27 protein-coding genes are annotated in these 25,836 nt (G+C 50.9%); 9 read left to right on the top strand and 18 right to left on the bottom strand.

Going from position 1 to position 25,836, the window contains the following annotated elements; all coding sequences use genetic code 11:
- The first annotated feature begins 38 nt into the window (after positions 1 to 38).
- On the top strand, positions 39 to 308 hold the full coding sequence (locus ACN4EK_RS23230) for a YciI family protein (RefSeq protein WP_431660691.1): 270 nt from the start codon (positions 39 to 41) through the stop codon (positions 306 to 308).
- Positions 309 to 315: 7 nt separating this feature from the next.
- Here the strand turns inward: ACN4EK_RS23230 and ACN4EK_RS23225 are convergent, their stop codons facing one another.
- The 5 genes from ACN4EK_RS23225 to ACN4EK_RS23205 form a co-directional block, all read right to left on the bottom strand.
- The gene (locus ACN4EK_RS23225) at positions 316 to 1,074 is read right to left on the bottom strand and encodes a metallophosphoesterase family protein (RefSeq protein ID WP_431660690.1); all 759 of its coding nucleotides are present in this window, start codon (positions 1,072 to 1,074) and stop codon (positions 316 to 318) included.
- Positions 1,075 to 1,305: 231 nt separating this feature from the next.
- A complete protein-coding gene (locus ACN4EK_RS23220) occupies positions 1,306 to 2,031 on the bottom strand; it encodes a DUF1995 family protein (protein WP_431660689.1) in 726 nt (241 codons plus the stop codon).
- Positions 2,032 to 2,042: 11 nt separating this feature from the next.
- A complete protein-coding gene (locus ACN4EK_RS23215; RefSeq protein WP_431660688.1) occupies positions 2,043 to 3,326 on the bottom strand; it encodes a dihydrolipoamide acetyltransferase family protein in 1,284 nt (427 codons plus the stop codon).
- 312 nt (positions 3,327 to 3,638) lie between these two features.
- Complete coding sequence (locus tag ACN4EK_RS23210; RefSeq protein ID WP_431660687.1) at positions 3,639 to 4,118, bottom strand: YlqD family protein; 480 nt, start codon at positions 4,116 to 4,118, stop codon at positions 3,639 to 3,641.
- A gap of 188 nt (positions 4,119 to 4,306) precedes the next feature.
- On the bottom strand, positions 4,307 to 6,238 hold the full coding sequence (locus tag ACN4EK_RS23205) for an AMP-dependent synthetase/ligase (protein ID WP_431660686.1): 1,932 nt from the start codon (positions 6,236 to 6,238) through the stop codon (positions 4,307 to 4,309).
- Between the two features lie 514 nt (positions 6,239 to 6,752).
- On the opposite strand from ACN4EK_RS23205, the gene ACN4EK_RS23200 reads away from it, so the two are divergent.
- On the top strand, positions 6,753 to 7,037 hold the full coding sequence (locus tag ACN4EK_RS23200; RefSeq protein WP_431660685.1) for a DUF427 domain-containing protein: 285 nt from the start codon (positions 6,753 to 6,755) through the stop codon (positions 7,035 to 7,037).
- Between the two features lie 58 nt (positions 7,038 to 7,095).
- Here ACN4EK_RS23200 and cimA read toward each other — a convergent pair whose 3' ends face one another.
- Entirely contained in the window at positions 7,096 to 8,793 is a 1,698-nt protein-coding gene (gene cimA, locus ACN4EK_RS23195; protein WP_431660684.1) for a citramalate synthase, read from the bottom strand.
- 120 nt (positions 8,794 to 8,913) lie between these two features.
- Here cimA and ACN4EK_RS23190 point away from each other — a divergent pair, with 120 nt between their 5' ends.
- From ACN4EK_RS23190 to ACN4EK_RS23175, 4 genes are all read left to right on the top strand, one after another.
- Positions 8,914 to 9,240 (top strand): 2Fe-2S iron-sulfur cluster-binding protein, encoded by a 327-nt coding sequence (locus tag ACN4EK_RS23190; protein WP_431660683.1) that lies wholly within the window; start codon positions 8,914 to 8,916, stop codon positions 9,238 to 9,240.
- A 107-nt stretch (positions 9,241 to 9,347) separates the two neighbouring features.
- Positions 9,348 to 9,632, top strand: a complete 285-nt coding sequence (locus ACN4EK_RS23185; protein WP_431660682.1) for a hypothetical protein — start codon at positions 9,348 to 9,350, stop codon at positions 9,630 to 9,632.
- Between the two features lie 15 nt (positions 9,633 to 9,647).
- The gene (thiO, locus tag ACN4EK_RS23180; protein WP_431660681.1) at positions 9,648 to 10,772 is read left to right on the top strand and encodes a glycine oxidase ThiO; all 1,125 of its coding nucleotides are present in this window, start codon (positions 9,648 to 9,650) and stop codon (positions 10,770 to 10,772) included.
- 388 nt (positions 10,773 to 11,160) lie between these two features.
- Entirely contained in the window at positions 11,161 to 11,706 is a 546-nt protein-coding gene (locus tag ACN4EK_RS23175) for an FHA domain-containing protein (protein ID WP_431660680.1), read from the top strand.
- Between the two features lie 149 nt (positions 11,707 to 11,855).
- Here the strand turns inward: ACN4EK_RS23175 and ACN4EK_RS23170 are convergent, their stop codons facing one another.
- From ACN4EK_RS23170 to ACN4EK_RS23140, 7 genes are all read right to left on the bottom strand, one after another.
- Positions 11,856 to 12,194, bottom strand: coding sequence for a thioredoxin family protein (locus tag ACN4EK_RS23170; RefSeq protein WP_431660679.1), 339 nt, complete (start codon positions 12,192 to 12,194; stop codon positions 11,856 to 11,858).
- 113 nt (positions 12,195 to 12,307) lie between these two features.
- A complete protein-coding gene (locus ACN4EK_RS23165; RefSeq protein WP_431660678.1) occupies positions 12,308 to 13,018 on the bottom strand; it encodes an NnrU family protein in 711 nt (236 codons plus the stop codon).
- A 24-nt stretch (positions 13,019 to 13,042) separates the two neighbouring features.
- Positions 13,043 to 15,046 (bottom strand): serine/threonine-protein kinase, encoded by a 2,004-nt coding sequence (locus tag ACN4EK_RS23160; RefSeq protein WP_431660677.1) that lies wholly within the window; start codon positions 15,044 to 15,046, stop codon positions 13,043 to 13,045.
- 191 nt (positions 15,047 to 15,237) lie between these two features.
- Positions 15,238 to 15,894, bottom strand: coding sequence for a V4R domain-containing protein (locus ACN4EK_RS23155; protein WP_431660676.1), 657 nt, complete (start codon positions 15,892 to 15,894; stop codon positions 15,238 to 15,240).
- A gap of 38 nt (positions 15,895 to 15,932) precedes the next feature.
- Positions 15,933 to 16,418, bottom strand: a complete 486-nt coding sequence (locus ACN4EK_RS23150; RefSeq protein ID WP_431660675.1) for a globin family protein — start codon at positions 16,416 to 16,418, stop codon at positions 15,933 to 15,935.
- Between the two features lie 108 nt (positions 16,419 to 16,526).
- The gene (locus ACN4EK_RS23145; protein ID WP_431660674.1) at positions 16,527 to 16,838 is read right to left on the bottom strand and encodes a hypothetical protein; all 312 of its coding nucleotides are present in this window, start codon (positions 16,836 to 16,838) and stop codon (positions 16,527 to 16,529) included.
- Positions 16,835 to 17,518, bottom strand: coding sequence for a V4R domain-containing protein (locus tag ACN4EK_RS23140; protein ID WP_431660673.1), 684 nt, complete (start codon positions 17,516 to 17,518; stop codon positions 16,835 to 16,837). The genes ACN4EK_RS23145 and ACN4EK_RS23140 overlap by 4 nt, the downstream gene beginning before the upstream one ends.
- A 298-nt stretch (positions 17,519 to 17,816) precedes the next feature.
- Between ACN4EK_RS23140 and ACN4EK_RS23135 the strand changes: the two genes are divergently transcribed.
- The 3 genes from ACN4EK_RS23135 to ACN4EK_RS23125 all read left to right on the top strand — a co-directional run bounded on the left by ACN4EK_RS23135 (position 17,817) and on the right by ACN4EK_RS23125 (position 19,365).
- Positions 17,817 to 18,209 carry a calcium-binding protein gene (locus ACN4EK_RS23135; RefSeq protein ID WP_431660672.1) on the top strand — a complete coding sequence of 131 codons (393 nt, stop codon included), beginning with the start codon at positions 17,817 to 17,819 and terminating at the stop codon, positions 18,207 to 18,209.
- Positions 18,210 to 18,236: 27 nt separating this feature from the next.
- Positions 18,237 to 18,740, top strand: a complete 504-nt coding sequence (gene sixA / locus ACN4EK_RS23130) for a phosphohistidine phosphatase SixA (protein WP_431660671.1) — start codon at positions 18,237 to 18,239, stop codon at positions 18,738 to 18,740.
- Between the two features lie 157 nt (positions 18,741 to 18,897).
- Positions 18,898 to 19,365 (top strand): MarR family winged helix-turn-helix transcriptional regulator, encoded by a 468-nt coding sequence (locus ACN4EK_RS23125; protein ID WP_431660670.1) that lies wholly within the window; start codon positions 18,898 to 18,900, stop codon positions 19,363 to 19,365.
- A 180-nt stretch (positions 19,366 to 19,545) separates the two neighbouring features.
- On the opposite strand, the gene bchM is transcribed toward ACN4EK_RS23125, so the two are convergent.
- The 5 genes from bchM to ACN4EK_RS23100 all read right to left on the bottom strand — a co-directional run.
- Positions 19,546 to 20,229: a magnesium protoporphyrin IX methyltransferase gene (gene bchM / locus ACN4EK_RS23120; RefSeq protein ID WP_431660669.1), complete on the bottom strand. Its 684-nt coding sequence runs from the start codon at positions 20,227 to 20,229 to the stop codon at positions 19,546 to 19,548.
- Between the two features lie 142 nt (positions 20,230 to 20,371).
- Entirely contained in the window at positions 20,372 to 20,821 is a 450-nt protein-coding gene (ndk, locus tag ACN4EK_RS23115; protein WP_431660668.1) for a nucleoside-diphosphate kinase, read from the bottom strand.
- A gap of 93 nt (positions 20,822 to 20,914) precedes the next feature.
- A complete protein-coding gene (locus tag ACN4EK_RS23110; RefSeq protein ID WP_431660667.1) occupies positions 20,915 to 21,922 on the bottom strand; it encodes a GDP-L-fucose synthase family protein in 1,008 nt (335 codons plus the stop codon).
- Positions 21,923 to 22,124: 202 nt separating this feature from the next.
- Positions 22,125 to 24,503, bottom strand: a complete 2,379-nt coding sequence (locus ACN4EK_RS23105) for a DUF7800 domain-containing protein (RefSeq protein ID WP_431660666.1) — start codon at positions 24,501 to 24,503, stop codon at positions 22,125 to 22,127.
- A gap of 87 nt (positions 24,504 to 24,590) precedes the next feature.
- Positions 24,591 to 25,836, bottom strand: a 1,246-nt coding sequence (locus tag ACN4EK_RS23100; RefSeq protein ID WP_431660665.1) for an FAD-linked oxidase C-terminal domain-containing protein, incomplete at its 5' end; no start/stop codon positions are given.

The raw sequence follows: 25,836 nt of genomic DNA, 5'->3' as shown, positions 1-25,836 counted from the left end.
CCTCAATGAAATTTTTATTAATTACAAACGATTGCGCTATGACCAAATATGTCCTCTGGGGAAGCTATTGCGAGAATGTCCTGGAAAAGCGAGCGCCCTATCGCCAAGCCCATTTAGACGGGTTAGCTCAACAAAAAGAATCTGGAGTTTTGCTCACGATCGGACCGACCAAAGACCTGACGAAAGTGTTTGGCATCTATGAAGCCGAAGACGAGGCAACGGTGCGGCAATTAATCGAATCCGATCCCTATTGGCAAAACGGGATTTGGACAGACTACGAAGTCCGAGAGTGGATTCAAGCCATTTAGCCATCCCTTACAGGCGGAGCGCTTGGCGATGAGCCATAACTTGAGACGGTTCAATCTGCGTCACTGCCTCATCTAAAGGCAGCACTCGGATAAGTTGGTTAAACACATTTACCTGATACACTTTCCGGTTGGTGATATCCAAACCCGTGAGCCAGCCACTCTTGGGATGATACGCGCCGGTATCAATATCGAGCCAGCCACAGCCCCGAGCCAGTTCTCCAGGCGCAACCTTGGGGAAGGTAAAGGTAATCGTATGTCCGGTAATGATTAACTTATCGGCAAAGTACGGTTCAGAGATGCTGTGAAATTCTTCGCGAATCCAGCAAAAGTCTTGAGTCGTTTGATCGGCGATCGGCAGGAGGGGATGCAGTCCAGCGTGAACTAACCAAACATCTCCTAAATCCAGGTAGGCGGGCAAAGTTTTAAACCAATCTAAATGTTCTAGCAGAATACCCGCATCCCCATAGCTAGCCACCGTAGCGCGTCCGCCGCTATATAACCAGGCTTGTAGGGTGGGGGTAAATGGGTTGCCTTTGGGAAACGCATCGAGCATTAATTGTTCATGATTCCCCAGTAGACAGGTATAGCCACTTTGTTGCACAAAACTGACGACTTGCGCACTATGAGGACCGCGATCGATCAAGTCTCCTAAAAAGTACACCTGATCCGACTGACCCGGAGCAATCTCCTCCAGCAGCGCCATTAAACCATCGTAATGACCATGCACATCACCGATAATAATGCGCCGATGGGAAGAGTCACTCATGCGATCGCCTTTTACATCCTCTAGACAAGTCACTATTGCTGCCCGCCTTGTTCAAATCGTCGGCAGTATCTCTGCTGGTTGCAGTGATTACACTCACTAAATTCATTATGCCCTGATTTTTTCTGGACTCTAACCAGGGGTACTAAAGATCACATTCCCACCCAAAAAGTTTACTAAGACTTTATCGGGGAACAGCAATGGTGAAGTTGTCAAGAGGTAGGCGACTTTCTGCTATTGAGTCAGCGCTCTCAAGAAGCGTTGCATCTCTGCAATCAACCCCCGTCGCGGTGGTTTATCTCCACCCAGAGCTTTGGCAAAAATTGCATCCAATGTTTCTACGGAGGGCTTCATCAATTCTTCAGCAATCAGGGTATACCCGTCCTCCTGCTCTAGCCACACTTGCCAGGGGGAAGGATAGCAGCGCAAAATTGCCGCGCCATCCAGGGGACGGAGATAGTAACAGGGTTCGATCGTCGCTAAAAAGCGTTCCCGCACCTTGCGTGCCGAGTAGCCCAAACCGACTGTACCGATATCCTCCAACTGGGGATTGAATAACACCACTGGGCGTTCTCCAGCCGCATCACAGACCTGTTCGACTGGAGCCACTTCCACCGAGGTCGGCGCTACGATCAAAAAGGCTTGATCCTCCGGCGCTACCAGTTCCGTCACCGTACTCGTCTGCCGAGAACCCGCCACATCCAAACTACTCAGGCAATACGGGACATCGCCCCAATCCCGCCGCGCCAACGCCGCCGCTCCTGCATCTGAGAAGAAAATTTTCAGCCCCGAACCTAGTTCTGCAAAGATCGACAGAAACTGATGGGCAGGCTCTAAGGGCTTCAACTCGGGAATCAGGATTTCGATCTGAACTCGCGTGTAGCCAGCCGCCAGGGCTGCCTGAGTTGCCGTCCGAGCCTGATCGATCGCGGCATCGAGGGATTGGGGAAAGTCCGTCATAGTTAACCGTTCTAGAGGGTTAAGGATTGGGGATTGGTTTCAATTAAGGCAGCAAGATCCTTGAGGAAGGCGGCGGCATGGGCACCGTAAATCACCCGATGGTCACAGGTAATATTCACCTGCATTTGCCGTTTCACCCCCATCATGCCATCAGCGGTCGCCACCACCGTTGGTAGAGAAGCCCCGATCGCCAGAATCGACCCCATCCCGGGAGGCAGAATCGCATCAAACCGATCGACCCCAAACATCCCTAAGTTTGATATGGCAAACGTGCCACTGTTGTATTCTTCCGGTTGCAGTTGCTTTGCCCGAGCGCGATCGACCAGATCCTTCCAGGCGCGGGATAGGGAGTAAATATCCATCTGATCGGCACTCCGCAGCACTGGGGTAATCAATCCCCCGTCATCCATTGCCACGGCTACAGCAATATTGATCGAGGCAGGATAATTAATGCTGTTATCGACAAAGCTCGCGTTCAGTAACGGATGTTTTTGTAGCGTCACGGCAACCGCTTTAGCCAATAGCGCCGTCATTGTCACCCCTTTGGACTTAATTTGCTTATAGAGCTTGTCCAGGGCATCGGTCGTGATCGTGTAGCCCACATGGTAAGTGGGAACGTCCAGACTGACCAGCATGTTGCGAACTACCGCATTTTGCAGAGTGGTCAACGGGAGTTTTTGCCCCGCCACAGCCGGCATCACTGGAGCGGCAACGGCAGGTTTAGGGGCTACAACCGTAGGAGCCGGAGTTGCCACTGGAGTTGCGGGTTTCGCCCGACCAGCCGCCGCTTCCACATCCTCAGCCACAATTCGACCGTGGGGCCCTGACCCCTTGAGTGTATTCAGATCAACATTAAATTCTTTCGCTAACTTGCGGGCGCGGGGAGAAGCCACAATCCGCCCATTCCGAGCGCTACCATTCGTTGGGGGGGGAGCCGTCGCTACTGGAGCCGGACTCGCTGCCGCCGCTTGAGGTTGTTCGGTTGGTGCCGGAGCACTGGCAGGTGCCGATGGGGTGGAGCCAGCCGCTCGTTGTTTCGCTTCGGCAATTTCGGCTTCCGTTTCTGCAATCAGGGCGATCGCCGCACCAACTGGGGCACTGTCTCCCGCTGGCACCACGATCGTTGCCAGAAAGCCTTCATAGAAGGATTCCACATCCATGTCTGCCTTGTCCGACTCAACCACCACAATGGTTTCGCCTTTTTCAACTTTGTCACCGGGCGACTTGACCCAGGACACAATTTTTCCCTCAGTCATCGTGGAGCTGAGAGCAGGCATAAAGACTTCGTTGATCATGGAGCGGATTTCCCAATGAGAACTAGTACAACAATGTGGTTGATCGGGTCAAAGTTAGCGGGCGATCGCCGCCCTAATCCTTGTTCCCCATAATTTGCCAGATCAAATTTTACTAGGATTAGTCCCCAGAAAACCTGACTCGATCAGCAAACAATGAACAAGTTAAGCAGGCTTTAGGAAAACTTCCCGGCAGCGATCGCAAAAATCCTGATGATTGAGAGTTCTGGTACGACTCGATACGTCAGGAGTTGGATTGAGTTGATAGTCTAGTTTTAGAATCTGACAGTCCAGGCTTTGAGCTGAAGCAAGGGGTTATACTGAACCGCGAATTGCCTCAACGACACCATCGCGCAGCAGCACTTCTACCTGCATTTTCTCGATCAAATTATCACCAACTTCCACCCGAAATACACTATCAATTTGTCCCTGGTTGACCTCTTGATCCAGTTCCAGCATTTGCACTTGCTGAAGCTGTTGTAAGACCTGATTTTTTTGCTCTAAAAACTCACTCTTTTTCTGATTCACCTGTATCTGAATACTTTCAATTTGCTGCATGGTTTCAGGCCCAGGGGGCTTGAGGCTTTGCTTTTGGATCTCGGAGATCATCCGCTGTGCCTGCATTTCCAACTGCTGAAGTTGATTGTCAATCTGATTAATTTGGGCTTGCAGTTGTTGCTGTGCTTCTTCTTTCCAACGAGGTGTGACAATCGCTTTTACGTTGACCGATCGCTTTAGGAGCAGATGAGATGGGGAGACATCCATAAACGCTTGATTAGAGTGTGTTAAGGTCAAGGTCACAGTTCCGTCAGCAGAATTCTGACAGAGATTTACCGATACAACCGAGTTGCGTGTCGTCTTGAGCGAAAAGCTAATGCCTGCTTAGACTACTTGCTGGGAGGCTAGTGCCCCATCGACGACCCCTATCGGCAACTCAAGATTTAATCATTGCAAGTAGCCTGGTCGCACAAACGACCGCCGCATTAAGCAAACATGTCGTTAATCATACCCTGGTAGCGCTCCATCACGACATTTCGACGAATTTTTAGCGTTTGGGTCAGCAAGCCATTTTCGATCGTAAAGGGTTCTTGCAACAAGCGGAACGCTCCAATGCGATCGTCCAATCGGTAGCCCGGACGGCTCTGGTTTTCGCGGTTCAGTTCTTGCCGTATTAAGTCCTGAAGGGGTTTGTTGTCCACAATAGTTTCTGGGGAAAGCGTCAACCCTTGGGTCGCCGCCCACTGCTCTAATGCTTCGACATTAGGCACAATCAAGGCTCCCAGCATTTTTTCATCCTGTCCCACCAACATGATCTGGTCAATATAGGGACTGCGGAGACAAGCATCCTCGATCGGCTGGGGTTCAATATTTTCACCGTTCGTCAGGACGATCGTATCCTTTTCCCGTCCTGTGATCACCAGGTCATTTTCAGGAGTCAGCCAACCCAGGTCGCCACTATCAAACCACCCAGCCGGATCGATCGCCTTGCGAGTTGCCTCCGGATTGTTGTAATAGCCCTGCATGATTTGTGGACCCCGCAGCAGGATCAGCCCTTTTTTTCCTTGCGGTAGGGGTTGGCGGGTTTCAGGATCAACAATCTGGACTTCAGTGCCAGGAATCGGTTGTCCGGCAGACCCACGCAGATTATGCCAGGGACGACGCGCATTCGTCACCGGCGACGTTTCGGTTAGTCCATACCCTACCAGCAAATCAACCCCGATAATTTCAAAGAATTCATCAATATGTTTTGCCAGGGAACCACCCCCACTGATGGCATAACAAAACTCTCCCCCCGTGACGGCAGTTCGGACTTTCCGATAGACCAGCCGATCGCCGAGGGCATGAAAGGGAGCCAGGAGCATGGCTTTGATAGATGCCAGTAGCCGCTCGATCGGGGTGGGCTGCAAATTCAGCAGATCCATGCCCTGCGATAAGCGGCGGGCTTGCACATAGGGCTGGCTTTTGCCTAAAAAGAAGTGAATTAATTTCTGACGGCTGGCGGGCTGTTCCCGGAATTGCTTCTGGATCGATTCATACACCGATTCCCAAATCCGGGGCACACTCACCATGTAGTGGGGTTTGAAGTCTTTTAGATCTTTCTTGATCGTGCGAATACTGGTGTAAATTTGGGTGCAACCCTGGGATAACAAAAAATATTCCGCTGCCCGTTCATAGCTGTGCCAGGTCGGCAGAATACTCAGGATACGATCGCCCTGGCGCGGTTGCACAACGCTTCCTAAGGTAGTCACTTGATGCAGCAAATTACCGTGACTTAACATCACCCCTTTCGGTTTACCCGTTGTCCCAGAGGTATAAATTAACGTTGCCAGATCCGTTAATTGCAACTGCACCGGTTGCAAAGACTGATGCGCTCCTATATTCATCAATTGGGAGAAATTCAGCACCTTAAGTTCCGCATCTTCTGCCGGAGTTTCATCACTTAATAGCACCGCAAATTGCACCGGGAAATTATTCAGCCGTGAGCGAATTTTTGTCAGCGTCGCCAGATCTTCTACCACCAGCGAGATCGCGCCACTATTTTCGAGCAAGAACCATAATTCATCTCGATCAGCCTGGGAACTCCGCACTGCGTTCACGGCTCCAGCCGTCATAATGCCCTGATCGGCAACCAACCAGCGAGGACTATTATCGGCAAACAAGGCAACGCGATCGCCCGGTTTAATGCCTAATGCCTGTAATCCCGCCGCAAATTGACACATTTGGTCATAAAGCTGGCTGTAGGTCAGTTGCACAGGCGGTTTTAAGTGAGGAGCATGGAGCGCTACAACTGAACTGAAGCGTTGAGCCGCAATCGCCCACACTTCTGGAATTGACTGAGCATCGCTATAGTCCACTAAGGATTGGAGATAACGACGTTCTCGATCGGTCATGGGATAGTCAGTGGCGCGGCTCATACCTTCTCTCCTAAAACCTGAAGAATTATCCGGACGGCTAAAGATGGGTCTGTTGTTCCAACCCTAGTCGAGCAATTGGCAGTTAATAGCGATAATTCAGACACAAATTAATTTGTCTATTCAATCGCTACGATAGATTAAACTCAATCGTTTAAGTGGGATACAGCTTTCTCAAGCCATTCTAAGATAGTGGGAAAACGTCACCGTCAATCATCCCTGAAATGGCGGTGCGATCGTCATCAGCTAATTTCTGCTCTCAATTCTGACGTTTGTTCTAGCTTAACTCTGAATATCAGAACTCATTCTGATTGTGCTTTTACACACCCAAATGTATACACCCAAATCCTGCAATTGATTGACTTCCAGCAAAGATGTCAATTAGTGGGAATGGGATCGATTTCTACATAGTTTTTCAAATTTTTTCATAATTAATCCCAACCCAGGCTTGCATCAAAACCGGGGGGTTCGTTAAGCTGCAAGCAATCCCGATTCATCCATAGCGAGACAACCGTTTATGCCCAAAGCCATTTGGAATGGTGCCGTCCTGGCAGAAAGTAATCAGTGTGAAGTGGTAGAAGGAAATCAATACTTTCCACCCGACTCGATTCATCAAGAGTATTTCAAAGACAGCAATACCCATACCACCTGTGGCTGGAAAGGAGTCGCCAGCTATTACAGCATTGAAGTCGATGGCCAGGTCAACAAAGACGCTGCCTGGTACTATCCCGACCCCAAAGAGGCAGCTAAAAACATCAAAGGTTACATTGCCTTCTGGAAAGGCGTAAAAGTTGAAGCGTAGTTCGTAGAACCAACCCACCTGGCGTTAACCCCTAGTCTGGGTTGGTTGGTCAACTCGTTTAATTAAACGGTTGCAGTTCAGGAGCTGTCTGATCCATCGATCGTGGTTGCAGTAACAAACCATATTCCAGACCTTCGACAACCGCATGGTAAGAGGCTTCCAGAATATTGCCGGAGACTCCTACCGTCGTCCATCGGTGGGAACCATTGCTGGATTCTACCAACACCCGGGTTTGGGCAGAGGTACCAGCAGCACCATCGAGAATCCGCACTTTATAGTCTGTGAGATAAAAGGTTTCAATTTCAGGATAGAAATTAATCAACGCCTTGCGTAACGCCGCATCTAACGCCGATACCGGACCGTTCCCTTCCGCCGCTTCCAGAATATCTTTGCCGCCAACGTTCACTTTTACAGTCGCCAGGGAATGGGCTTGCTCCTGATCGCGATCGGGAACCATATCATAATGAACCTGGAAGCCTTTGATTTGAAACGGAGAGGGGCGTTGTCCTAACACTTCTCGCATCAACAATTCAAAACTGGCTTCTGCCGCTTCAAACTGGTAGCCTTCACTTTCTAAATGCTTCAAGCGCTGAAGTAACTGCCGACAAATCGGATCCTGTTTTTCCAGTTCAATCCCAAACGTTCGAGCTTTTGCCAGGATATTACTCAGACCCGACTGATCGGAGATCACAATTCGCCGCCGATTGCCGATCGTCTCCGGTTGAATATGTTCGTAAGTCAACGGATTTCGTTCTACCGCACTGACATGAATCCCACCCTTATGGGCAAAGGCAGATAAGCCAACAAAAGGGGCATGATCATCCGGCGCAAGATTCACCACTTCACTAATGAACCGACTGGTTTCGGTTAACTGGGCTAATTGATGCTCCGCAATACAGGTAAATCCGAGCTTTAATTGCAGATTAGGAATCAGCGAACACAGGTTGGCATTACCACATCGCTCTCCATAACCATTAATCGTGCCCTGTACCATCGCGACTCCCTGCATCACCGCCGCTAAGGCATTGGCAACGGCAGTATCGGAGTCGTTGTGGGTGTGGATACCAAATTGGGGCAGGGGGGAGGGGGGGAGATGGGGAGATAGGGAGGTCGGGTCTGTGGGAGCGGATTGCAGCGATTCTGGGGCGATCGCCTGAATCACCTCTTGCACCATTTGACTAATTTCATGGGGGAGTGTCCCGCCGTTGGTGTCACAGAAGACCAACCATTCCGCCCCCGCTGCCATTGCCGTCTTCAGGGTTTCCAGCGCATAGGTGGGATTCTGTTTGTAGCCATCAAACCAGTGTTCAGCGTCATAGATCACCCGCCGACCATTGGCTTTGAGAAACGCGATCGTATCCTGAATCATTGCCAGGTTTTCGGCTAAGGTCGTCTGCAAGCCCTCGGTCACATGCAGATCCCAGGACTTACCAAAAATTGTCACCCAGCGAGTTCCGGCGGCTAGAATCGGTTGCAACATCGGATCATCAGCCGCTGCCATCCCCGGTCGGCGTGTGGAGCAAAAGGCAACCAGTTCAGCCTGGGTCAAGGGTTCCTCTTGCAAATGCCAGAAAAACTGCACATCCTTCGGATTGGCTCCGGGCCAGCCGCCTTCAATAAACGGAATCCCCAGGCGATCGAGGCGGCGCACAATCCGCAATTTATCTTCTAGAGACAGCGATAGTCCTTCACGTTGGGCACCATCTCGGAGCGTGGTGTCATAAATCCAAATGGGACGAGAGGTAGCGGAGGTCATAGAAGCTAGGAATTGAGGAATTGAGGAGAACAGTAAACCAGCGACAACAATCGTAGAAACCGGATTGAATTAATTGCTGAATAATAAATACTGTAGTGCGAATCCATGCGGAGGTGCAGGATGCCAACCATTCGAGCCCAGGGTAAGACATTTGAGTGTGACACTGGAGCAAACCTGCGGCAGGTTTTGTTACAAAATGGCATTGATGTTTACAACGGAAAAGCTACTGTAATTAACTGTCACGGTTTCGGTACCTGTGGCACTTGTGCAGTGGAAGTTGAGGGTAATGTGTCAGACCCCAGTTGGCGAGAAACCACCCGGTTATCCCTGCCACCCCACAGCGCTGGTAAACAACGGCGGCTTTCCTGTCAAACCCAGGTGCTAGGAGATGTCACGGTGACTAAATATGATGGCTTTTGGGGACAGGGCGATCGCGCCGTTTGGTAATTAGCGATAGTGGCTCAGTGCCGGATTGTTTCCTTTAACTTCCTGATGCTACCCACCCAATTGCGACTAGGATCAGGAAGTAACGGTGGTCAGCGATCGAGGCAGACATGAGCCGATTGTTCTTAGCAGGGTTGATTGTCATTGGCTTACTACTCGGCTGGCAGGTGGTACGATCGTCCTCCTGGCAGCTCAATGCTGTGAGTCAGCCCCAAAACACGCCCCAACCTCGTAGTACAGGATTTAGCGTGGCAATTCCGATCGCCGCTACGACCAGCGATCCCGCCGCTGTGCCCCAATCCCGACCCAACACCACGACACCCATGCCACCCAGCCAAATCCGACCCACCACTAAACCCGCGTTGCCGAACCGTCCGATTTCTGGTGGCTGGTAACAAGGGGAATGAGCTATGTCAATGAGTGATGTCTTAATTATTGGTGGCGGCACTATGGGTCTGGCGATCGCCTTAGAACTGCGATGGCGAGGCTTATCGGTGACTGTCCTCAGCCGTAGTTTTGCTGAAGCTGCCCTGCATGCTGCCGCCGGAATGCTGGCTCCCCAGGCAGAACAACTCCCTCCTGGGCCAATGCTCGATCTCTGTTTGCAAAGTCGAGCCATGTATCCCGACTGGACTCGTAAGCTGGAAGAGTTTACCGGCTTAGATGCGGGCTATTGGGCGTGTGGCATTTTAGCGCCAATGTATGCGGAGGAGAGGGGGAGTGAGGCAGATAGGGAAGATAAGGCAGATGGGAAGTGGGAAGCGCAGTGGCTCGATCGCGAAGCAATTCATCAGCATCAACCTGGGCTAAGTCCAGAGGTGATCGGTGGCTGGTGGTATCCCCAGGATGGACAGGTCGATAATCGGGCGTTGGCAACGGCGTTGAGAGTAGCCGTCCAGGAAGCGGGAGTCCAACTTCAGGAGGGAGTCACCGTTCACCAAATTGGCTGCCAGGACGAGCAAGTGATCGGGCTACAGACCTCGCAGGGCATGATGCAAGCGGGACATTATATTCTGGCGACAGGAGCGTGGGCACAGGAGTTATTGCCAATTCCAGTTCACCCGAAGAAAGGTCAAATGCTATCTCTCCGGCTGAATGCCGCCGATCGTCAGTCGCTATCGTTACAACAGGTGTTATTTGGTACAGGCATTTATGTTGTGCCCCGGCGGAACGGCAGGATTGTGCTGGGGGCAACCAGTGAAGCCGTTGGCTTTGCTCCCAACAACACCCCGGCTGGCATTCAAACCTTATTGGGCAATGCCACCCGCTTAGTCCCACAACTCAATCAAGTCACGATCGAGGAATTTTGGTGGGGATTTCGTCCCACAACTCCGGATGAGCTGCCCATTTTAGGGAATAGTGCTTATAGCAACCTGACCCTAGCCACAGGACATTACCGCAATGGCATTCTCCTGGCTCCCATTACCGCTCAGTTGATCGCAAACCAGGTGATTGATCCGGCGATTGCTTCCCAACTCGTCCCCTTCCACTGGTCACGCTTCCAAACCAGCACCACTGCTGCCTCTGCTGATTAAATAGCTACTAGCAGTTTATCAACTGGGCTACTTTCATCCATCTCAGGGAAAATACTATTGTTTTCCTCCGAAAAGCGAATATATTACTAAATAGATCTGGTGATTGGCTGCAATATCCTACAACGGATCAGATCAACAGAATTTCAACAAAGATTTGCTAATATTAGCCATTATGTAAAGCTCTGAATAAGTTGTACTGAGAGCATTGATATAGTTGTGACAACTGGTGTTTAGTCTACGTAATCACACCGAATCACTCCAACGGGGGATGCGGCGGTTTGGCTGTGCTGACTGCTCTATATGTTTCGGTAGATGCATCAGGGTTTAGAGGTTCCCAGTTAATGCTTATCTGGTTATTGCATAGAGAAATTTTTCCGGACAGCGACTCATGTTGAATCTGAAGCCTTCCAGTCACTCTGACCAGCGTACTCTAGGTTTCTTAAACCAGAATCCAGCGATTTCCCAATCTCTCTTAGCTGACCTAGGACATAACCTGAGCCAGGTCGCTACCATCATTGAGCCAGTTTTGAATGCCCCCAACCGTTGCGGTATCAGTGATTACTATATTCAAGCCGTCACCACAGGACGAACTGCCTTTTTAGTCACTAATTTGATGGATGAGCATGCCCATTGTGTCACGAACATTTCTACCAGTTGGTTAGTGGGACGCAATGACTCCTGCGCGATCACGCTGCCCCAAGGGACAATATCCCGTTGTCATGCGGTGATTGGTCACTCGGCTAGCCGAGGTGGGTTTTACATCATGGACTTAGGCAGTAGCAATGGCACATTCATCAATCGACGGCGGTTGCCTTCCCTGGAAAAACACCCGTTAAAGGATGGCGATCTGGTTGAGTTCAGCAAGATCCGAGTTGAATTTTTTCTATCCTGCTGGCAGCACCAACTCGTCGTCACTCAAGATACTCACTTCTAAACCGATTGATTGAACCGCGATCGGCGATCGTTGATGGGCATAGGTCATCCTCCTCAGCAACGATCGCCGATTTTGATTACAAAAAAAGATTGGCTGATGCCCCTTAGAGGATCACCAGCCAACCTGAGCAGACTCAAGCACGTTTCTCACTAACTTTTGAGCGATTGAGCCGGAACCAACTCCGAAACCAAATTGCCCAATTCCGTCCACAAAATGTCCCGTTTATACAATCCGTCTAAGCGGTGCAATAACTTGCCTCCCTTGAACACAAGGATTGTCGGTAATGTGGTAATTCGGTAATAACTGGCTAATTTAAGATTTTCATCAGCATTGATCCCCACTAGCTTTAATGGCTGTTTCCATTCCGATTGGAACCGTGTGAGCAAGGGTTCAATCATGCGACACGGCCCACACCAGGGTGCGCCAAAATGCACCAAAACGGGAGTCGAGGACTGTAAAACCTCTTTTTCAAATATTGGTTCAATCATTGAAAGCCTGCTTTTCCCCAGTACCATGCTGTTTTTAACATCATGTTTGGGATCACTCTAACAGATAAGCGGTAACTTCAGTTCAGAACCAGGCAACAAATCTACCTTCTCGTTTACCACGGCACATTTGCGGTGGCTTGAATCAATAACGGATGTGCCCACCATAAAAGTAGAATGAATCCCGCAACCCCAACATAAGCCGGACGTAGAAACTCAGTCAATTTCAAGGTTTGATGACCTTGCAGGATCGCGACAAACGGAATGACCGAAGTCCGAGCTTTAACTACCTCAAAGGCAGCCCCATAGCGATCGCTTAAACGGCGATCCCCATGCCATACCCCAAATAAGTGGTGCAGGATCAGTCCGATCGAAGTCACGACCATAAACGAGGTGCCTAACCACAAACTATGGGCAATACACCAGATGATCTGTCCCACCATTTGAGGGTGACGAGTGATGCGAATGATCCCGGTTTCATACAAATGCACCTGGGGCTTCTGTACCGCCGCAATTTCCAGCAGATTAAACGTGGCTGGGTATAGAAATAGAAACGAGATCGCTGACAACCACCAGACGATCGACTCGATCCCCGGTACTGCTTGCAGATGCCAAAGTTGCCGCCCATCATACCGATGGTTAAAGAAGTAAATAATCAACCCTGTGGCTAAGGGCAAACTCACTAGGGCAAACACCACACGATAGAGTCTGGCACCAATTCGCTGCTCACCCCAGGGCCGCAGGGCCGCTAACCCACTATGGGCGATCGCAAAGCTCAACAGTAGCCCTAGCATGATGAAGTGGCTAGGGGTTAACCAATCCGGCATGATTCCTTCACTTAATAAGCTGACTTAGAACAGAATATCTAATTCCAACTGCCGTAGATCGACGGTATAGAGATTCCCCTGCCCCTGATGCCAGGTAGCGATCACCAGTCCATAGGGTGGCAGCAGCGCGATCGCGGTGGGATGGGGCGGCCCGTCTACCTGCCCAATCATTTGACCATATCGATTCAGCAACACAATGCGACCCGTTTCTGCCATGAATATATACCCCCACGTTGCCACCGTGATCAATTTTGGGGGAATAGTCACGCCCAAGCGCTGAATTCTCAATGGTTTGAAGTCTACTAACACTACCGACGTTAGCGCACCCGGCTCTATGGCTAATACCTGGTAAGGAGTTGTCGTTGGCGTTAATTGATGCAGCGGCATCGGAATACTTAAGCTACCGATCGAGTGACCGCGCCGAGTAAATCCTTGCAGTAATAGTCCATCCAGACTGTCAGCACTGCGATGCTTCAAATGTGCCAGCATTGCCAGATGCCGATGATCCAGTGCCATTAATTGAAACGGTGGGGTTGCCTGCCGCCGCACCTCCGAAGGAATTGGACAGTGCTTGATCGGAGTCAGCGACTGGAGAGAGTGCAGATTCCACAGCGACAGCGACCGATCGACCGACTCCGGCGCTAACGTTGTCGTTGCCATCCAGCATCCGGTGGGATCGATCGCCGTTAAAAAGGGGGTAGTAAAGTCACAGATGGATTGCGGCATGGCGGCATCCGGACGGGCTGGCGGTAACTGCCCTTGTCCATGCTGATCAGGTTCCGATTGCCAGAATGCCGGGGATAGCCAATAGATCGATCGAGCCGTAATCGCAAAACCACCCTGGGGTCGGATGATCAACTCCTGAATCGGGTCAGGTAGGGTAACGGTGACGATCGCCGGTAACTCTGGATTGCCCCGTCCGGCAATGCCATGAGACAACAAAATTCTGTCAGCATAACAATGACATCCAACCTGTTGTTCCGATACCCAGTAAATCCGTTCTGTTTGCCTGCCCTCTACCTGGCCATTGCCAGTTACATTCACTACCGTCAGGGCATGGGGAGGAAAGCTACCGCCCCCTGTCGTTGAGCCTGTTAGCAACTGCTGCACAGGGGTTTGCAGAGATTCCTGCCGCAAGGATTGAAATGCACACACAGGGCTGGTGGTAGTGGGACGCAGCAGGGTAGCCGTCGGCCAGTCTTGACTGAGATACAGTTCCACACTTTCCAGAGCCGCCGTTTGGAGAGCCGTTAGCATTTCAGCCGCCGATCGAAACCGTCGTCCTGGGAGCTTTTGCAACGCTTTGGCAATCACCGCCTGAAGGGCTACCGGAATACTGGGGGGAATTTTCAGGGGTTGATTCAGGTGGGCAGACATTAAATCGGCTGGTGCCCCAGAAAACGGACGATAGCCAGCCAGCAGTTCAAACAAAAGAATCCCCACTGCATAGATATCCGAAGCGGGGGAATATTGCCCATAGAACCGCTCTGGAGCCATATACGCTGGTGATCCCGTATTATTTGCGCCCTCCGATCGCAATTCTTGACTGAGGCGAGCAATGCCAAAATCCGAGATCCGGGCAACCCAGCCCCCTCGCTGCACTGCCAGGAGAATATTTTCCGGTTTAATATCACAGTGAACAATGCCCCGACTATGGGCATGATCCAGCCCTGCCAGCACATCGGCAACCAGTTTTAGACTTTGTTGGGGATGGAGGCTAATCTCTTCGTCCACCAGGCTGCGTAATGTTCCCCCTTCACAGTAGTCCATCACCAGATACCGACCCGTCGCCGTATGCTCTAATGCCTGACAGGTGACGATGTTGGGATGTTGCAAACTTAGCAAAAACCGTAGTTCCCGCAAAAACTTATGGGTAGGGAACCGTTGGCGATCGAGATCCTTCAGCGCCACTAAACGCCCGGTTTTTCGGTGAATCGCACAATACACCTTACCGAATTGTCCCTGCCCAACCAAGCCAAGTAGTCGGTACTTGGAACGTTTTAGTTCTCTAGCCAGGAGGTTGGACACACGATCGTTAAAAGTAAGGAGTTGTGCTCAGGAGAAATGTCAAGGAGGTTTCCAGAATAGAAATGACTGGACAACGGGCGAGGTTTGGTAGGGGAGAACAACCGTATAGCCTGACGGCATCGCGGCGCTAACATCCGGACAAAGGTAAAAACTTGCCTAGAACTCTCCCAAATCCACAAACACTGAAACCGCTATGCACATAGCTTTTGCATAATGGCATCATGTTCAGCTTGGCGTTCTACCATTACCTCGGCAGGGGCAATCCGAGCGGCAACACCCACCACAAAGCGGTTACAGTCCGAATCCAGTGATTCACAGGTGGTCTGAATGCAATGGAGATCTTTCCCCGTCAGTTGGCTAAAGAATGCACTCAAGATACCAGCTTCTAGATGACAAACCGGACGATTTCCCTTAGGAGCTTGGCTGGCAAAGGGAGAATGCCAAACTTTGATCACTAAGAATCCTCGGTGCTGGTGGGTTTGATCCAGGTCAATCTTGCCCCAACCATGGGCAATCCAACATTGCTTTAAGCACTGAAGGAATTCTGCCATTGCCATGTCGGCAAGAGGAGTACCGTAATAGTCGCTCAACTCCTCCCGGAAGCGGGTATAGAAGTTTTTGCCCCACCACCGACCGCAGTTGAATAACACCAACCGAGCCGCCTGCCCAGTCTCCTTATCCAAACCTGAGTAGATTGCCTGGATTAAGGTTTCTGGCAAGGCTAACAGGCGATCGCCCTGGCGGTTTTCCAGCAAACCCATTTCCAAATCACTTCGCACATAGGCATCCGGAGCAAAGTAATTACCAGGAACGCGATTGTTTGTTAGTAGATCGGCGACGGAAATCATAACTGTGGTGGAAGGTAAGGTGGGCGGGGCAGTGAAGTTTAGACAGTCACAGCTTGTTGCTGTTGCTGCTGTTGCAATAATCCCTGTGCCAGGTTCAGTTGGGGTTGCAACAGACTGAGGTGCTTTGGATCTAATGAGGTCGTGAGTTGTTGATTCAATAGGTGGTACAACAGGGTATCGATCTCCTGGGTGTTAAACGCCACCACAGAATTACTGACCCATCCGACAAACCGATCTTTGACAAACGATGGGTCGTGTAGCAACATGCCCATCGCACAATAGCGCAACATCAACATGGCATTTTTAATACAGCGTTCTAGTTGCTCCACTTTTTCCTGGGGCATCGCCGCCTGAAGTTGATCGGCAACCTGTTGCATAATTGCCAGTTCTTGATCGCGGATTGCCCGATACGCTTCTAGACGAGCCGGTAATGAAGTAACGTACTGACTGATCAGATTGAGCTCCTCAGGTTTGAGGTAGCGGTTTTCAGCTTCGTCGAATAGGACTTCAATCTGTGGATGCATAGCAGTGAGAGAGAGTAAGGATAAAGGATAAAAGCCGGAGCGAGGATAATGTAACCAGGTCAAAGAGCAATCTGTTGAACGATTCGCTTTTAGCTTTTAACCTGGCAATCAAAACAGGTTAAAGAAGTCATCTAGCGTTAGATCATCGGGTTTTTGAGCCGGAGCCGCAGGTGAGGGAGCCGCTGCCGCGATCGCAGTTCCATCCCAGTTCACTGCCGCAAAAAATTGACTCACACTTAAGGTTAAACTGAGCGGCTCGGTACTGTGTAAAACTGCCGCCTGTTTCACCTCATGGACTTCAGGCGGATTGTCGTCCCAGTTAAAGCCACTAAAAAACGTTTGTACCGATGACTGAAGCCAAGCCTCAGACGCAGAGTAGGCACTGGAACCATTTCGATGGGGTAAGGTCATGGTCGTCATCGCAACATATCTCCTGTCCGCAACCGCTTCTCAATATCACGGGCAGTGGCACCTTCATTCAGCCAAAATGCCGCCGCATCAATCCGATCCTGGCTACCGAGCAGGAACTTACAGTAGGTTTCCCCCATCGAGTAACACTGGATTTCAATGCAACTCAGTTGCTTTTTCACCATTTCGGTAAAGAAGCCAGCAAACAGCCCAGCATACAGGAAGCAAACGGGCTTACCAACATCCCCCAGGGTACGGGCAACCGCCGAGTCAAAAATGTTGATGAACATAAACCCCTGTTTACGATCGCCCATATCCACTTCCCAGCGTCCCCATCCCTGGGAGGTAAAGGGCCACCACCAGGTTTCCAGCAAAAACAGCAGGTTCGTTTGACGAATATTGCGATCGAATTCTTTTTCAAACCATTTCTCGAAGAAGAAGGCATCTTTCTGCCCCCACTCACACCCAATGGTATACATGGTGGCCGCCGAAGCATCACCAACTTCTTCTTCCAATCCTTCGACTAACCCAATAATGAAATCTTCCGTCGTCAGGATATTCAGGCTATTGTTCCAGTCCACGATCGTGCCAGTCTCGGGACGGAATTGAAAGAAATCCCGAAAACCGTAGTGGTTGTGCTTTTTCGGATTTTTAGCTTTGGCAGGATTTTGGTGGGTCGTCACTGTCGCCATGGGGTTCTCTTGGCAAATTCTAAGTAGTTTAGCAGTCGCGATCGGGCGGGGAGAGCCACGACTCCCAATCACGCTGGTTCAGGTCATGCAAGCCGGATTCAAACAAGAGAGTTGATCAAGGCAAGGCTCGTAGATCCCTATCACCCTGGAGAGCGAAAAGAAATGACTCTCTGAGTCCGTCCTTGACTTAATATTCCCTCTGTTTGCAAGATCTAACTCAAGCTGGAACCGTTGAATTAAGAGATTTGTAAACTCAACTTAATATTTCGCAATCGCTAAAGCAACGAGGTATTGATTGATGCCAAAACCTACGCAGGATGACGATCGGGAACAACGCATTACTATGCAAGTTCTCGTCGATGTTTATGAGGACACCGAATCAGGATTGAGCTGGTATTATTACCTGGAAAATCGGCTGCAATTTCCATTTAAAGCACACTGGACAAAAAATCGTGATCAGAAGCCCATCACTGGGGAGATCGTCGAGGTGATCGGTTTGTCCCCCGAAGCTGACTGTGAACGTGAAATCTGCGTGAATATTCGCTACCGTGAAGGGGAACTAGAGGATGAGTTTGCTGTACCCTTAGCCGATCTTGTGCCGATCAACGTGGAGGCGGATACCCAGGAAGCGATCGGCGATTGGCACTACTGGATGGATATGGGCTACGGTTCGGGAGAAGCAGCCGTATGACTCGGCGTTATATCAACAGGGGGCAAAATGGCGATCGACCTATATTTAATTCGGCATGGTTTGGCAGGGGAGCATGGTAGTTATGCCAACGACAATGAACGTCCCCTCACCGATGAAGGCAAACAGAAAACTCGGTTAGTGGCAAAGCGGTTACGCCAGTTGGGCTTACAGTTTGACCAGATGTTAACCAGTCCCCTCGTCCGCGCCCGCCAAACAGCAGAAATTTTGCTAGAAGTCGGTTTAAGCCAACAGTTAGACACCAGCCCCAGCTTAGCCCCTGGCGGAGAACTATCGGCATGGTTGCAATGGCTCGCCGCCACGCCCCTGTCCGATCGCCCCTGTCTGGCATTAGTTGGTCATGAACCGGGCTTAAGTACCTGGGCAGAAACCCTCGTATGGGGCAGTGCCAAAGGTGCCCTGATCCTGAAGAAAGCTGGCGCGATCGGCTTAACCCTCCCTAATACGGGATCTCCGATCGGTCATAGTGAACTCTTCTGGCTCACGCCCCCCCGGTTACTATTAGAGCCGTAGCATTTAGCGTGAAGCGTAATTTTCCTGAGATTGGTGGATCGATCGGGAGTCAGGGGTTAATTGTTAAGAAGCAATTGATCATTAATCACTGACACCACTGATGCGGTCATGTATCCTGAATATACTAAGCGCACGAAATAATTAAAGGTAAGTGGTGATGGCAGCTCAATCAACGGATCAAAAGCTCGTCAGAGGTTGGCAGGCGGTACTCGCTCCCCACGGTATGGGCTATCGCATTAAGCTGTTGTCCCAATTGCTGGCCCGTCGCTTTCAAGAGCAACTCGATCCGTTTGGGCTCACGCCGTTTCATTGGGTTGTGCTGTGTTGCCTGTGGGAAGAAGATGGACTAGCCACTTCCAGCATTGCCGATAAATTGCAGCAGGTGGGTGGCACTCTAACTGGGGTGCTCGATCGCATGGAGGAACGGGGCGTGATTCGGCGAGAGCGGGATCAACAGGATCGACGGATCTGGCGGATCTGGCTGACGGATGCCGGACGGAAATTAGAGGATATTCTGCCTCCGATCGCCGTGGAGTTGCGGGAACAAGCCATGCAGGGCATTCCTTTAGCCGAACGGGAACGCTTGTCAGAGTTAGTCGATCTGATCATTGCCAATCTGGCTTAAGCCCAGATGGTTGTATAAAAAATTAGGGCAGGTTACCTATGGATAATCTTACGTAGGGGCGTGACAGTTGGTAAACAGTCCTTGCCGGTGACCTAACAATCTCTGCCAAATGCCGCGCCCGTACCAAAAGATGCGGAGTTATTTAATTCCCATTCCTAAGTTTGATTGAATGCGCGATCGTTAGCGAGTGGCTTCCAACAACCGCGAGAAATAAAAGCGAGTTTTGGTCATGGCGTGGCGTTGCATTTTCCACCCCAGATCTTCCAGAATTTTGACGACATCGGATTCTTTATGCAGGTAAGCACGTGTCGCTTTACTCGGCCCAGGGAAGAAATCACCAATCCGCTTCAGCAAGGTATAGCAGGGAGTTTTCGGCGCAAAGCTGAGGATTAACCGCGATTCAGCTAACGAACTGAGATGAGAGATCATTTCCGCCGCTTTGTCCTGGGGGTAATGGATCAATACATCCAGACAAACGACCGTGTGATAGCGTCCCGTTAGGGATTCCAGATCATGGACTTCAAATACAGGATTCTGGCTTTGCCCCAATTCCTCCGTCGCTCGGGTTTTGGCTTCTTCGATCATCTTTTCTGAGATGTCGCTGGCGAATACCTGTGCCCCCGCTTCTGCCAGGGGGATGCTGAGGCTACCCACCCCACAACCGGCATCACAAATCGATAATGCTGGGAGATTACCATCTGCCCGTAACCATTCCAACAACGTATCGACCGTTTTTTGGTGTCCCGTCCGAATATCTAATTGAACTTTATTGACTTCACCATCGCCATAAATTCGCCGCCAGCGATCGAATCCCGTGGCATTGAAATAATCCCGAACGATCGTCTTATCATCGAGTGCCGTCATGCGAACCTATTTCCCTGTGGGTTTGTGAACAATTAATTATTATCAGGGGCGAGGGGAGCCAATTCAATGAGTCAGCCCATCAACAGTCAGATCGGTAGGGATGTTGAACGATGCATCCCTACGATCGCTGACCAACCAACAATTAGTCGTAAATCCAGGACAATAGGGTGGGTTGCCAACTGACGAGTTCTTCTTCTTTGAACCAGAGGCTAATTTCAGTTTGCGCGGTTTCGATCGCATCGGAGCCGTGGATGATATTGCGACCAATATTGGCACCATAATCGCCGCGAATGGTACCGGGTTCGGCAGTCAGGGGATTGGTCGCACCGATGACTTTTCTCGCCGCCGCCACAACTCCATCACCTTCCCAAACCATTGCGACAACGGGACCAGAGGTAATGAAGTTGACCAATCCAGCAAAGAAAGGTTTTTCCTTGTGCACCCCGTAATGAGACTCTGCCAATTCGCGGCTGACTTGCATCAGCTTTAAGCCCACTAATGTAAAGCCTTTGGCTTCAAACCGTCGAATAATTTCGCCAATTAATTTCCGCTGTACCCCATCCGGCTTGATTGCCAAAAATGTCCGTTCCACGAGTGACTCCTCAAAAAAAATTGCTCAACTTGTCCAACCAACAGATTAGCTCATTGCGCTTCACAAAACGCAACGCAGACTAATTCGGCTGACTCAAGTGGCATGGTGACGATACCAGGCGATCGTCTGCTGTAAGCCTTCTCGTAAACCAATCTCAGCCGTAAATCCAAAGGTGGCTTGAGCGCGAGAGGTATCCAGGCAACGGCGAGGTTGTCCATTCGGTTGCTCGGTTTGCCAGAGGATCTCACCATCAAACTGCATCAATTCACAAATCAACAGCACCAGGTCTTTAATCGAGATTTCTGTGCCCGTACCCAGGTTGACAGGTTCGGCATCACTGTAATGTTGAGTGCCCATGACAATCCCGCGTGCCGCATCCTGGGAATAGAGGAATTCCCGCGTTGGACTGCCATCGCCCCACACCGCAAGCTGGCGATCGCCCCGTTGCTGTGCCTCATGCACTTTGCGAATTAACGCCGGAATCACATGGGAACTGCGGGGATCAAAGTTATCTTCTGGGCCATACAGATTCACGGGTAGCAGATAAATGCCATCAAACCCATATTGCTGGCGATAGGCTTGCAGTTGCACCAGCAGGGCTTTTTTGGCAATGCCATAGGGCGCATTGGTTTCCTCGGGATAGCCATTCCATAAATCGTCTTCTTGAAACGGGACGGGCGTGAATTTGGGATAGGCGCAGATGGTGCCAATACAAACCAACTTCTGGACTCCCGCCTGGTAAGCGGCATGAATTAACTGCGTTCCCATGATCAAGTTGTCGTAAAACAACTCAGCCGGTTTTTCCCGGTTTAAGCCAATGCCACCCACATGCGCCGCCAGATGAATCACAATATCTTGCTGCTCAACCACACGCTGACAGTTTTCCCAAACCCGCAGGTCACACTCCTGCGATCGCGGGACGGTAATCTTGCGGCGATCGGCTCCCGCCTGTTGCAATTGGGCAATCACCTGTCGTCCCAGAAAGCCCGCTCCACCTGTAACCAAAATCCGTTTATCAGTTAAATCTAATCCGGCTGAAACCATTGATGGCGCTCCCTTGGGTATCTGTTGGCGATCGCTGCTGCCTTTCAGAGTACCCACTGAGCGATGGATTATCTTATTTGAACTGTGAAATGCATTTACACTAATCTTTGTTGTCCGTCTAGATGAACGAACAGATAATGGTTTTATTCTGACTAGAAATATTTTCTAGAAATAGAGATAGAGATAGATCGAAATGGTCTTTGGAGGTTTTTGTAATAGCCACTGAATTTTAGGTAATGACCAGGGCAGAACTCAAAGCTTATCTACCTCCAGCAATTTCGGGCGATCGCGGCTCTAAATCCAGTGGGGTCTGAAACCGACTACCGACCACCTGCCGGGAATTCCAGGTGGGATACCAGAATAAGTCCTGAACGACGATCGTCGAGCCACGGGTGAGTGACGGCTGGAAACTCACTAGACCAATGTTATTTAAGCCGACCACTTCCCGTCCTTCCTGCCACCAGCGATTGCGCCAGAGCCAGGATATCCAACGATATAGGCGACCCAACCACCCCGATCGTCGCTGCGAGGACAACCGCCAGTCCCCGGCATTGCTCCAAAGTAGGGGTTGCGCTGCCTGACGGTTCATCCAGGTAATTGAGTAGCCCCAATCCGGCGGAGCTTGCTCCTGCGTCAAGCCTTTGCGGGATTGCAGGTAAGGGGTGAGCGATCGCACCTCCCGCAGTTCATGGGGCTGATGCCAAGCAATCCAACTGCGGTTCCGTTCTGGCAAGAGGGATTTAACCTTTGTATGAATGACCCGCGTTTTCCATTCCGAGTTTTTCAGGGCACTGGAAGTCAGTTGGGCTAACACATGGGGTCGGGGTTGGGGCTGAAGTGTCCAGTAATCCAGGCGCACCATTGCTCCATAGTGGATATCACCCGACAGAATCACCACGCGATCGCGGCGTTCAAATAACGTCGATAGCAATTCTGCCAACGCCGCTTTATGGACATTCCAGGCATCTCCGACATCATGTTTAAACACATTTCGCTGCTCTAACTGCCAGTGCTGCACCCAGTCAATTACCTGCAAACTGACTAAATTGGTGGGGGCAATCACCAGGGTCAGTTGAATCGTAGATTGCCCCGTTTGGCTCAGGCGATCGGTGGTTTGAAGCGGTTCCCGAATCTGGCGCTCAAATGCCGTAGGACTGAGGAGCATCGGGGGGGCAACGGTAGCCGCATCGCCCGCCGGATAGCCCCGCCAGGTCCGGGTATCAAGGACAATCACCTCATAACAGGCAGTCCGAATCGTGTAATGCCAATTGAGCGATCGGGCATCATGCTCCAGGATCAGCACATCCTCATCCAGTTGCATCTGGGGCAACCCCGTTAACGGATCGGTTGGTGGTAATCCTAAACACCGGGCGATCGTGTGGTTGGCAGTGGTATCCGTCCCCGCCGAGGCAGACCAATCCACTGCCGCTTGTAACAGGGTTGCCCCTACCTGCCCCGGTTGAAATTGCGCCGGAGTATTGCCCCAGGCTTGAAACAGCGCATAGGCAAGTAAGCCATTTTGCACTACTCGTTGCCCAAACGGTTTGCCTAATACCTGCAAACACCAGGCTTGGTTTAAGTACCAATCATCACTGATATCATGGTCATCAAAAATCATGTAGGTAGGGACATTAGCTAATAGCCGCCGCACTTTCCCCACCGTTTGACTAAAGCGCATCAGTTCTGCTGCCTCTTGATCCCATGCCTGCGCCTGTTTCGGCGTTTTGCTAAACTCTAGCCCTAACGGTAACGGATCGCTCCACAGGGTTTGTGACCAGGAGAACAGGTAAATGGCAAGATATTCCCCCAAACTAAACAGATGACTTTTGGCATTCTCGGCTTGATCGGGTAAGCCAGCTGTGAAGCCCGCCTTTTGCTCCGCGATCGTACTGCGTTGTCCCGGCAATAACTCTTGTGCCTGAAGGGTCGTCACCGGAGTAACTGGTAACGCTTCTTGCCAACCCAATAAACTATCTCCAGCTTCAGTCAACAGCCAGAGCAGGGGATCGGCAACATCATCGCCATAAATTTGATCGCCCGTAAAAAACAGGTGATGTAAGCGATCGTTCGGCTCAGAGGCATGGGCTTGAATCCAGTCATCCAAAATTGGCAGGGTATCCTGACCTTTGCCATGCAATTTGCGGCAGGAACCATGCGCGATCCGCACCTGATTGAGATCAACGGGGGGTAAGGCAAAGGTCGGGAGTTGATGCGCGAAATAACTGACTGTCACCTGCGGTAGTAAGGCTGAGGTCAGGGCAGATTGCAGCGAAACTTCTTTTTCCTTAGAATGAGAAAATTCTCGGTTAGGATGAGCAGCATCCTCAATCACAAGCTGTAAATTGTAGGCATACAGGCAACCGGGCTGCAAAGTTGTTGCCCCAATGGGTTCGGCGGTCACCGCCACTAGATGTAAGAATTGGCCGATCGCCACCGTCGATCGCGTCCCCTGAAACAAATGTTGGGTAATCCGAGAACCATGCTCCTCCGTGGCATACACATCCAGCGTCACCTGACAGGGCTGTTGGCAAGCGACCCAAACCGTGACCGTATGCGGGTCAGTATGGCGCAACATCGGACCAGCCAAAATCAACGGTAGCTGACTCAGGCGATCGCGCAAAGGAACCCAGGATTTCATGCGGCAGTGCCTATTCAGAGCAAGGAATCACCAATTTCCTAGTGTACGCTACTGCTAGAGATTCGTCTGGGTCGTCTGGCGATGCCATTAGAACCGATCCACGGCTGGAAATTGTTGGGCGGCGGCGGCTCTCGCTGCTTCTCCACAGGTGCGGGGAGTTGGAAAGATCTTGCCCGGATTGGCGATCGCCGTGGGGTCAAAGGCTTGCCGGATCCATTGCATCGTTTCCAGATCGGTAGGAGAGAACATTTCCGGCATATAGCAGCGTTTGTCTGCCCCAATCCCATGTTCACCAGAAATACTGCCGCCAACCCGCACACAGAGTTTGAGAATTTCTCCCCCTAACTCCTCAACCTGCTCCAATGCCCCCGGCACAGAGTTATCGTATAGAATCAACGGATGCAAATTGCCATCGCCAGCATGAAACACATTGGCAACGTGATACCCGTGTTTTTCTCCTAGCGCCTCGATTTCCTTCAATACATACTCCAGGGTCGTGCGGGGAATCACCCCATCCTGCACATAGTAATCGGGAGCCATTTTACCCATCGCCGCGAAGGCAGCTTTCCGCCCTTTCCAGAGCGTCAGGCGTTCCTCTAAATCGGCAGCTATCCGGACATGACGCGCCCCATTCTGGTAGCAAATCGTTTCAATCCGGCGGCTATTCTCCTCAGCTTCTACTGCTAAACCATCCACTTCCACCAGCAAAATCGCTGCCGCATCACGGGGATAACAGCCCGTTGCCACTACATTCTCAACGGCATTAATGCTCATGTTATCCATCATTTCCATGCCACCAGGAATGATGCCTGCCCCAATAATGTCCGATACGGTCGCCCCCGCCGCTTCTACACTGGGAAAATCTGCTAGGAGAACCCGAATCGATTCTGGAGCTTTCAAAATTCTCAGCGTAATTTCGGTAGCAATGCCTAATGTCCCTTCCGAGCCGACAAAGATCCCCGTCAGGTCATACCCCGGCATTTCTGGAATACTGCCGCCCAAATCCACGATCGCGCCATCCGGTAACACCACCTTCAAGCCCAAGACATGGTTCGTCGTCACCCCATATTTGAGGCAATGCACTCCCCCTGAGTTTTCTGCCACATTGCCCCCGATCGAGCAAATGATTTGACTGGAGGGATCCGGCGCATAGTAGAATCCGGCTCCACTGACCGCCTGAGTTACCCAATTGTTAATCACCCCCGGTTGTACCACCACCCGCTGATTCTCCAGATCCACTTCGAGAATCTGTTTCATCAAGGCGGTGACAATTAACACACAGTTCTCGATCGGCAGAGCGCCCCCCGATAGCCCCTGTCTCTTATACACATCT

This window comes from Pantanalinema rosaneae CENA516, from assembly GCF_050753385.1.
Classification (GTDB): Bacteria; Cyanobacteriota; Cyanobacteriia; order Leptolyngbyales; family Leptolyngbyaceae; genus Pantanalinema; species Pantanalinema rosaneae.
The sequence above is the reverse complement of the archived record's forward strand: the minus strand, read 5'-3'. Positions and strand labels throughout refer to the sequence as shown.

Excerpts from the sequence above, each read along its gene's own strand:
- ACN4EK_RS23230 (WP_431660691.1), top strand. The coding sequence starts at position 39 with ATGACCAAATATGTCCTCTGGGGAAGCTATTGCGAGAATGTCCTGGAA.
- ACN4EK_RS23225 (WP_431660690.1), bottom strand. The coding sequence starts at position 1,074 with ATGAGTGACTCTTCCCATCGGCGCATTATTATCGGTGATGTGCATGGT.
- ACN4EK_RS23220 (WP_431660689.1), bottom strand. The coding sequence starts at position 2,031 with ATGACGGACTTTCCCCAATCCCTCGATGCCGCGATCGATCAGGCTCGG.
- ACN4EK_RS23215 (WP_431660688.1), bottom strand. The coding sequence starts at position 3,326 with ATGATCAACGAAGTCTTTATGCCTGCTCTCAGCTCCACGATGACTGAG.
- ACN4EK_RS23205 (WP_431660686.1), bottom strand. The coding sequence starts at position 6,238 with ATGAGCCGCGCCACTGACTATCCCATGACCGATCGAGAACGTCGTTAT.
- ACN4EK_RS23200 (WP_431660685.1), top strand. The coding sequence starts at position 6,753 with ATGCCCAAAGCCATTTGGAATGGTGCCGTCCTGGCAGAAAGTAATCAG.
- cimA (WP_431660684.1), bottom strand. The coding sequence starts at position 8,793 with ATGACCTCCGCTACCTCTCGTCCCATTTGGATTTATGACACCACGCTC.
- ACN4EK_RS23190 (WP_431660683.1), top strand. The coding sequence starts at position 8,914 with ATGCCAACCATTCGAGCCCAGGGTAAGACATTTGAGTGTGACACTGGA.
- ACN4EK_RS23185 (WP_431660682.1), top strand. The coding sequence starts at position 9,348 with ATGAGCCGATTGTTCTTAGCAGGGTTGATTGTCATTGGCTTACTACTC.
- thiO (WP_431660681.1), top strand. The coding sequence starts at position 9,648 with ATGTCAATGAGTGATGTCTTAATTATTGGTGGCGGCACTATGGGTCTG.
- ACN4EK_RS23175 (WP_431660680.1), top strand. The coding sequence starts at position 11,161 with ATGTTGAATCTGAAGCCTTCCAGTCACTCTGACCAGCGTACTCTAGGT.
- ACN4EK_RS23170 (WP_431660679.1), bottom strand. The coding sequence starts at position 12,194 with ATGATTGAACCAATATTTGAAAAAGAGGTTTTACAGTCCTCGACTCCC.
- ACN4EK_RS23165 (WP_431660678.1), bottom strand. The coding sequence starts at position 13,018 with ATGCCGGATTGGTTAACCCCTAGCCACTTCATCATGCTAGGGCTACTG.
- ACN4EK_RS23155 (WP_431660676.1), bottom strand. The coding sequence starts at position 15,894 with ATGATTTCCGTCGCCGATCTACTAACAAACAATCGCGTTCCTGGTAAT.
- ACN4EK_RS23150 (WP_431660675.1), bottom strand. The coding sequence starts at position 16,418 with ATGCATCCACAGATTGAAGTCCTATTCGACGAAGCTGAAAACCGCTAC.
- ACN4EK_RS23145 (WP_431660674.1), bottom strand. The coding sequence starts at position 16,838 with ATGACGACCATGACCTTACCCCATCGAAATGGTTCCAGTGCCTACTCT.
- ACN4EK_RS23140 (WP_431660673.1), bottom strand. The coding sequence starts at position 17,518 with ATGGCGACAGTGACGACCCACCAAAATCCTGCCAAAGCTAAAAATCCG.
- ACN4EK_RS23135 (WP_431660672.1), top strand. The coding sequence starts at position 17,817 with ATGCCAAAACCTACGCAGGATGACGATCGGGAACAACGCATTACTATG.
- sixA (WP_431660671.1), top strand. The coding sequence starts at position 18,237 with ATGGCGATCGACCTATATTTAATTCGGCATGGTTTGGCAGGGGAGCAT.
- ACN4EK_RS23125 (WP_431660670.1), top strand. The coding sequence starts at position 18,898 with ATGGCAGCTCAATCAACGGATCAAAAGCTCGTCAGAGGTTGGCAGGCG.
- bchM (WP_431660669.1), bottom strand. The coding sequence starts at position 20,229 with ATGACGGCACTCGATGATAAGACGATCGTTCGGGATTATTTCAATGCC.
- ACN4EK_RS23105 (WP_431660666.1), bottom strand. The coding sequence starts at position 24,503 with ATGAAATCCTGGGTTCCTTTGCGCGATCGCCTGAGTCAGCTACCGTTG.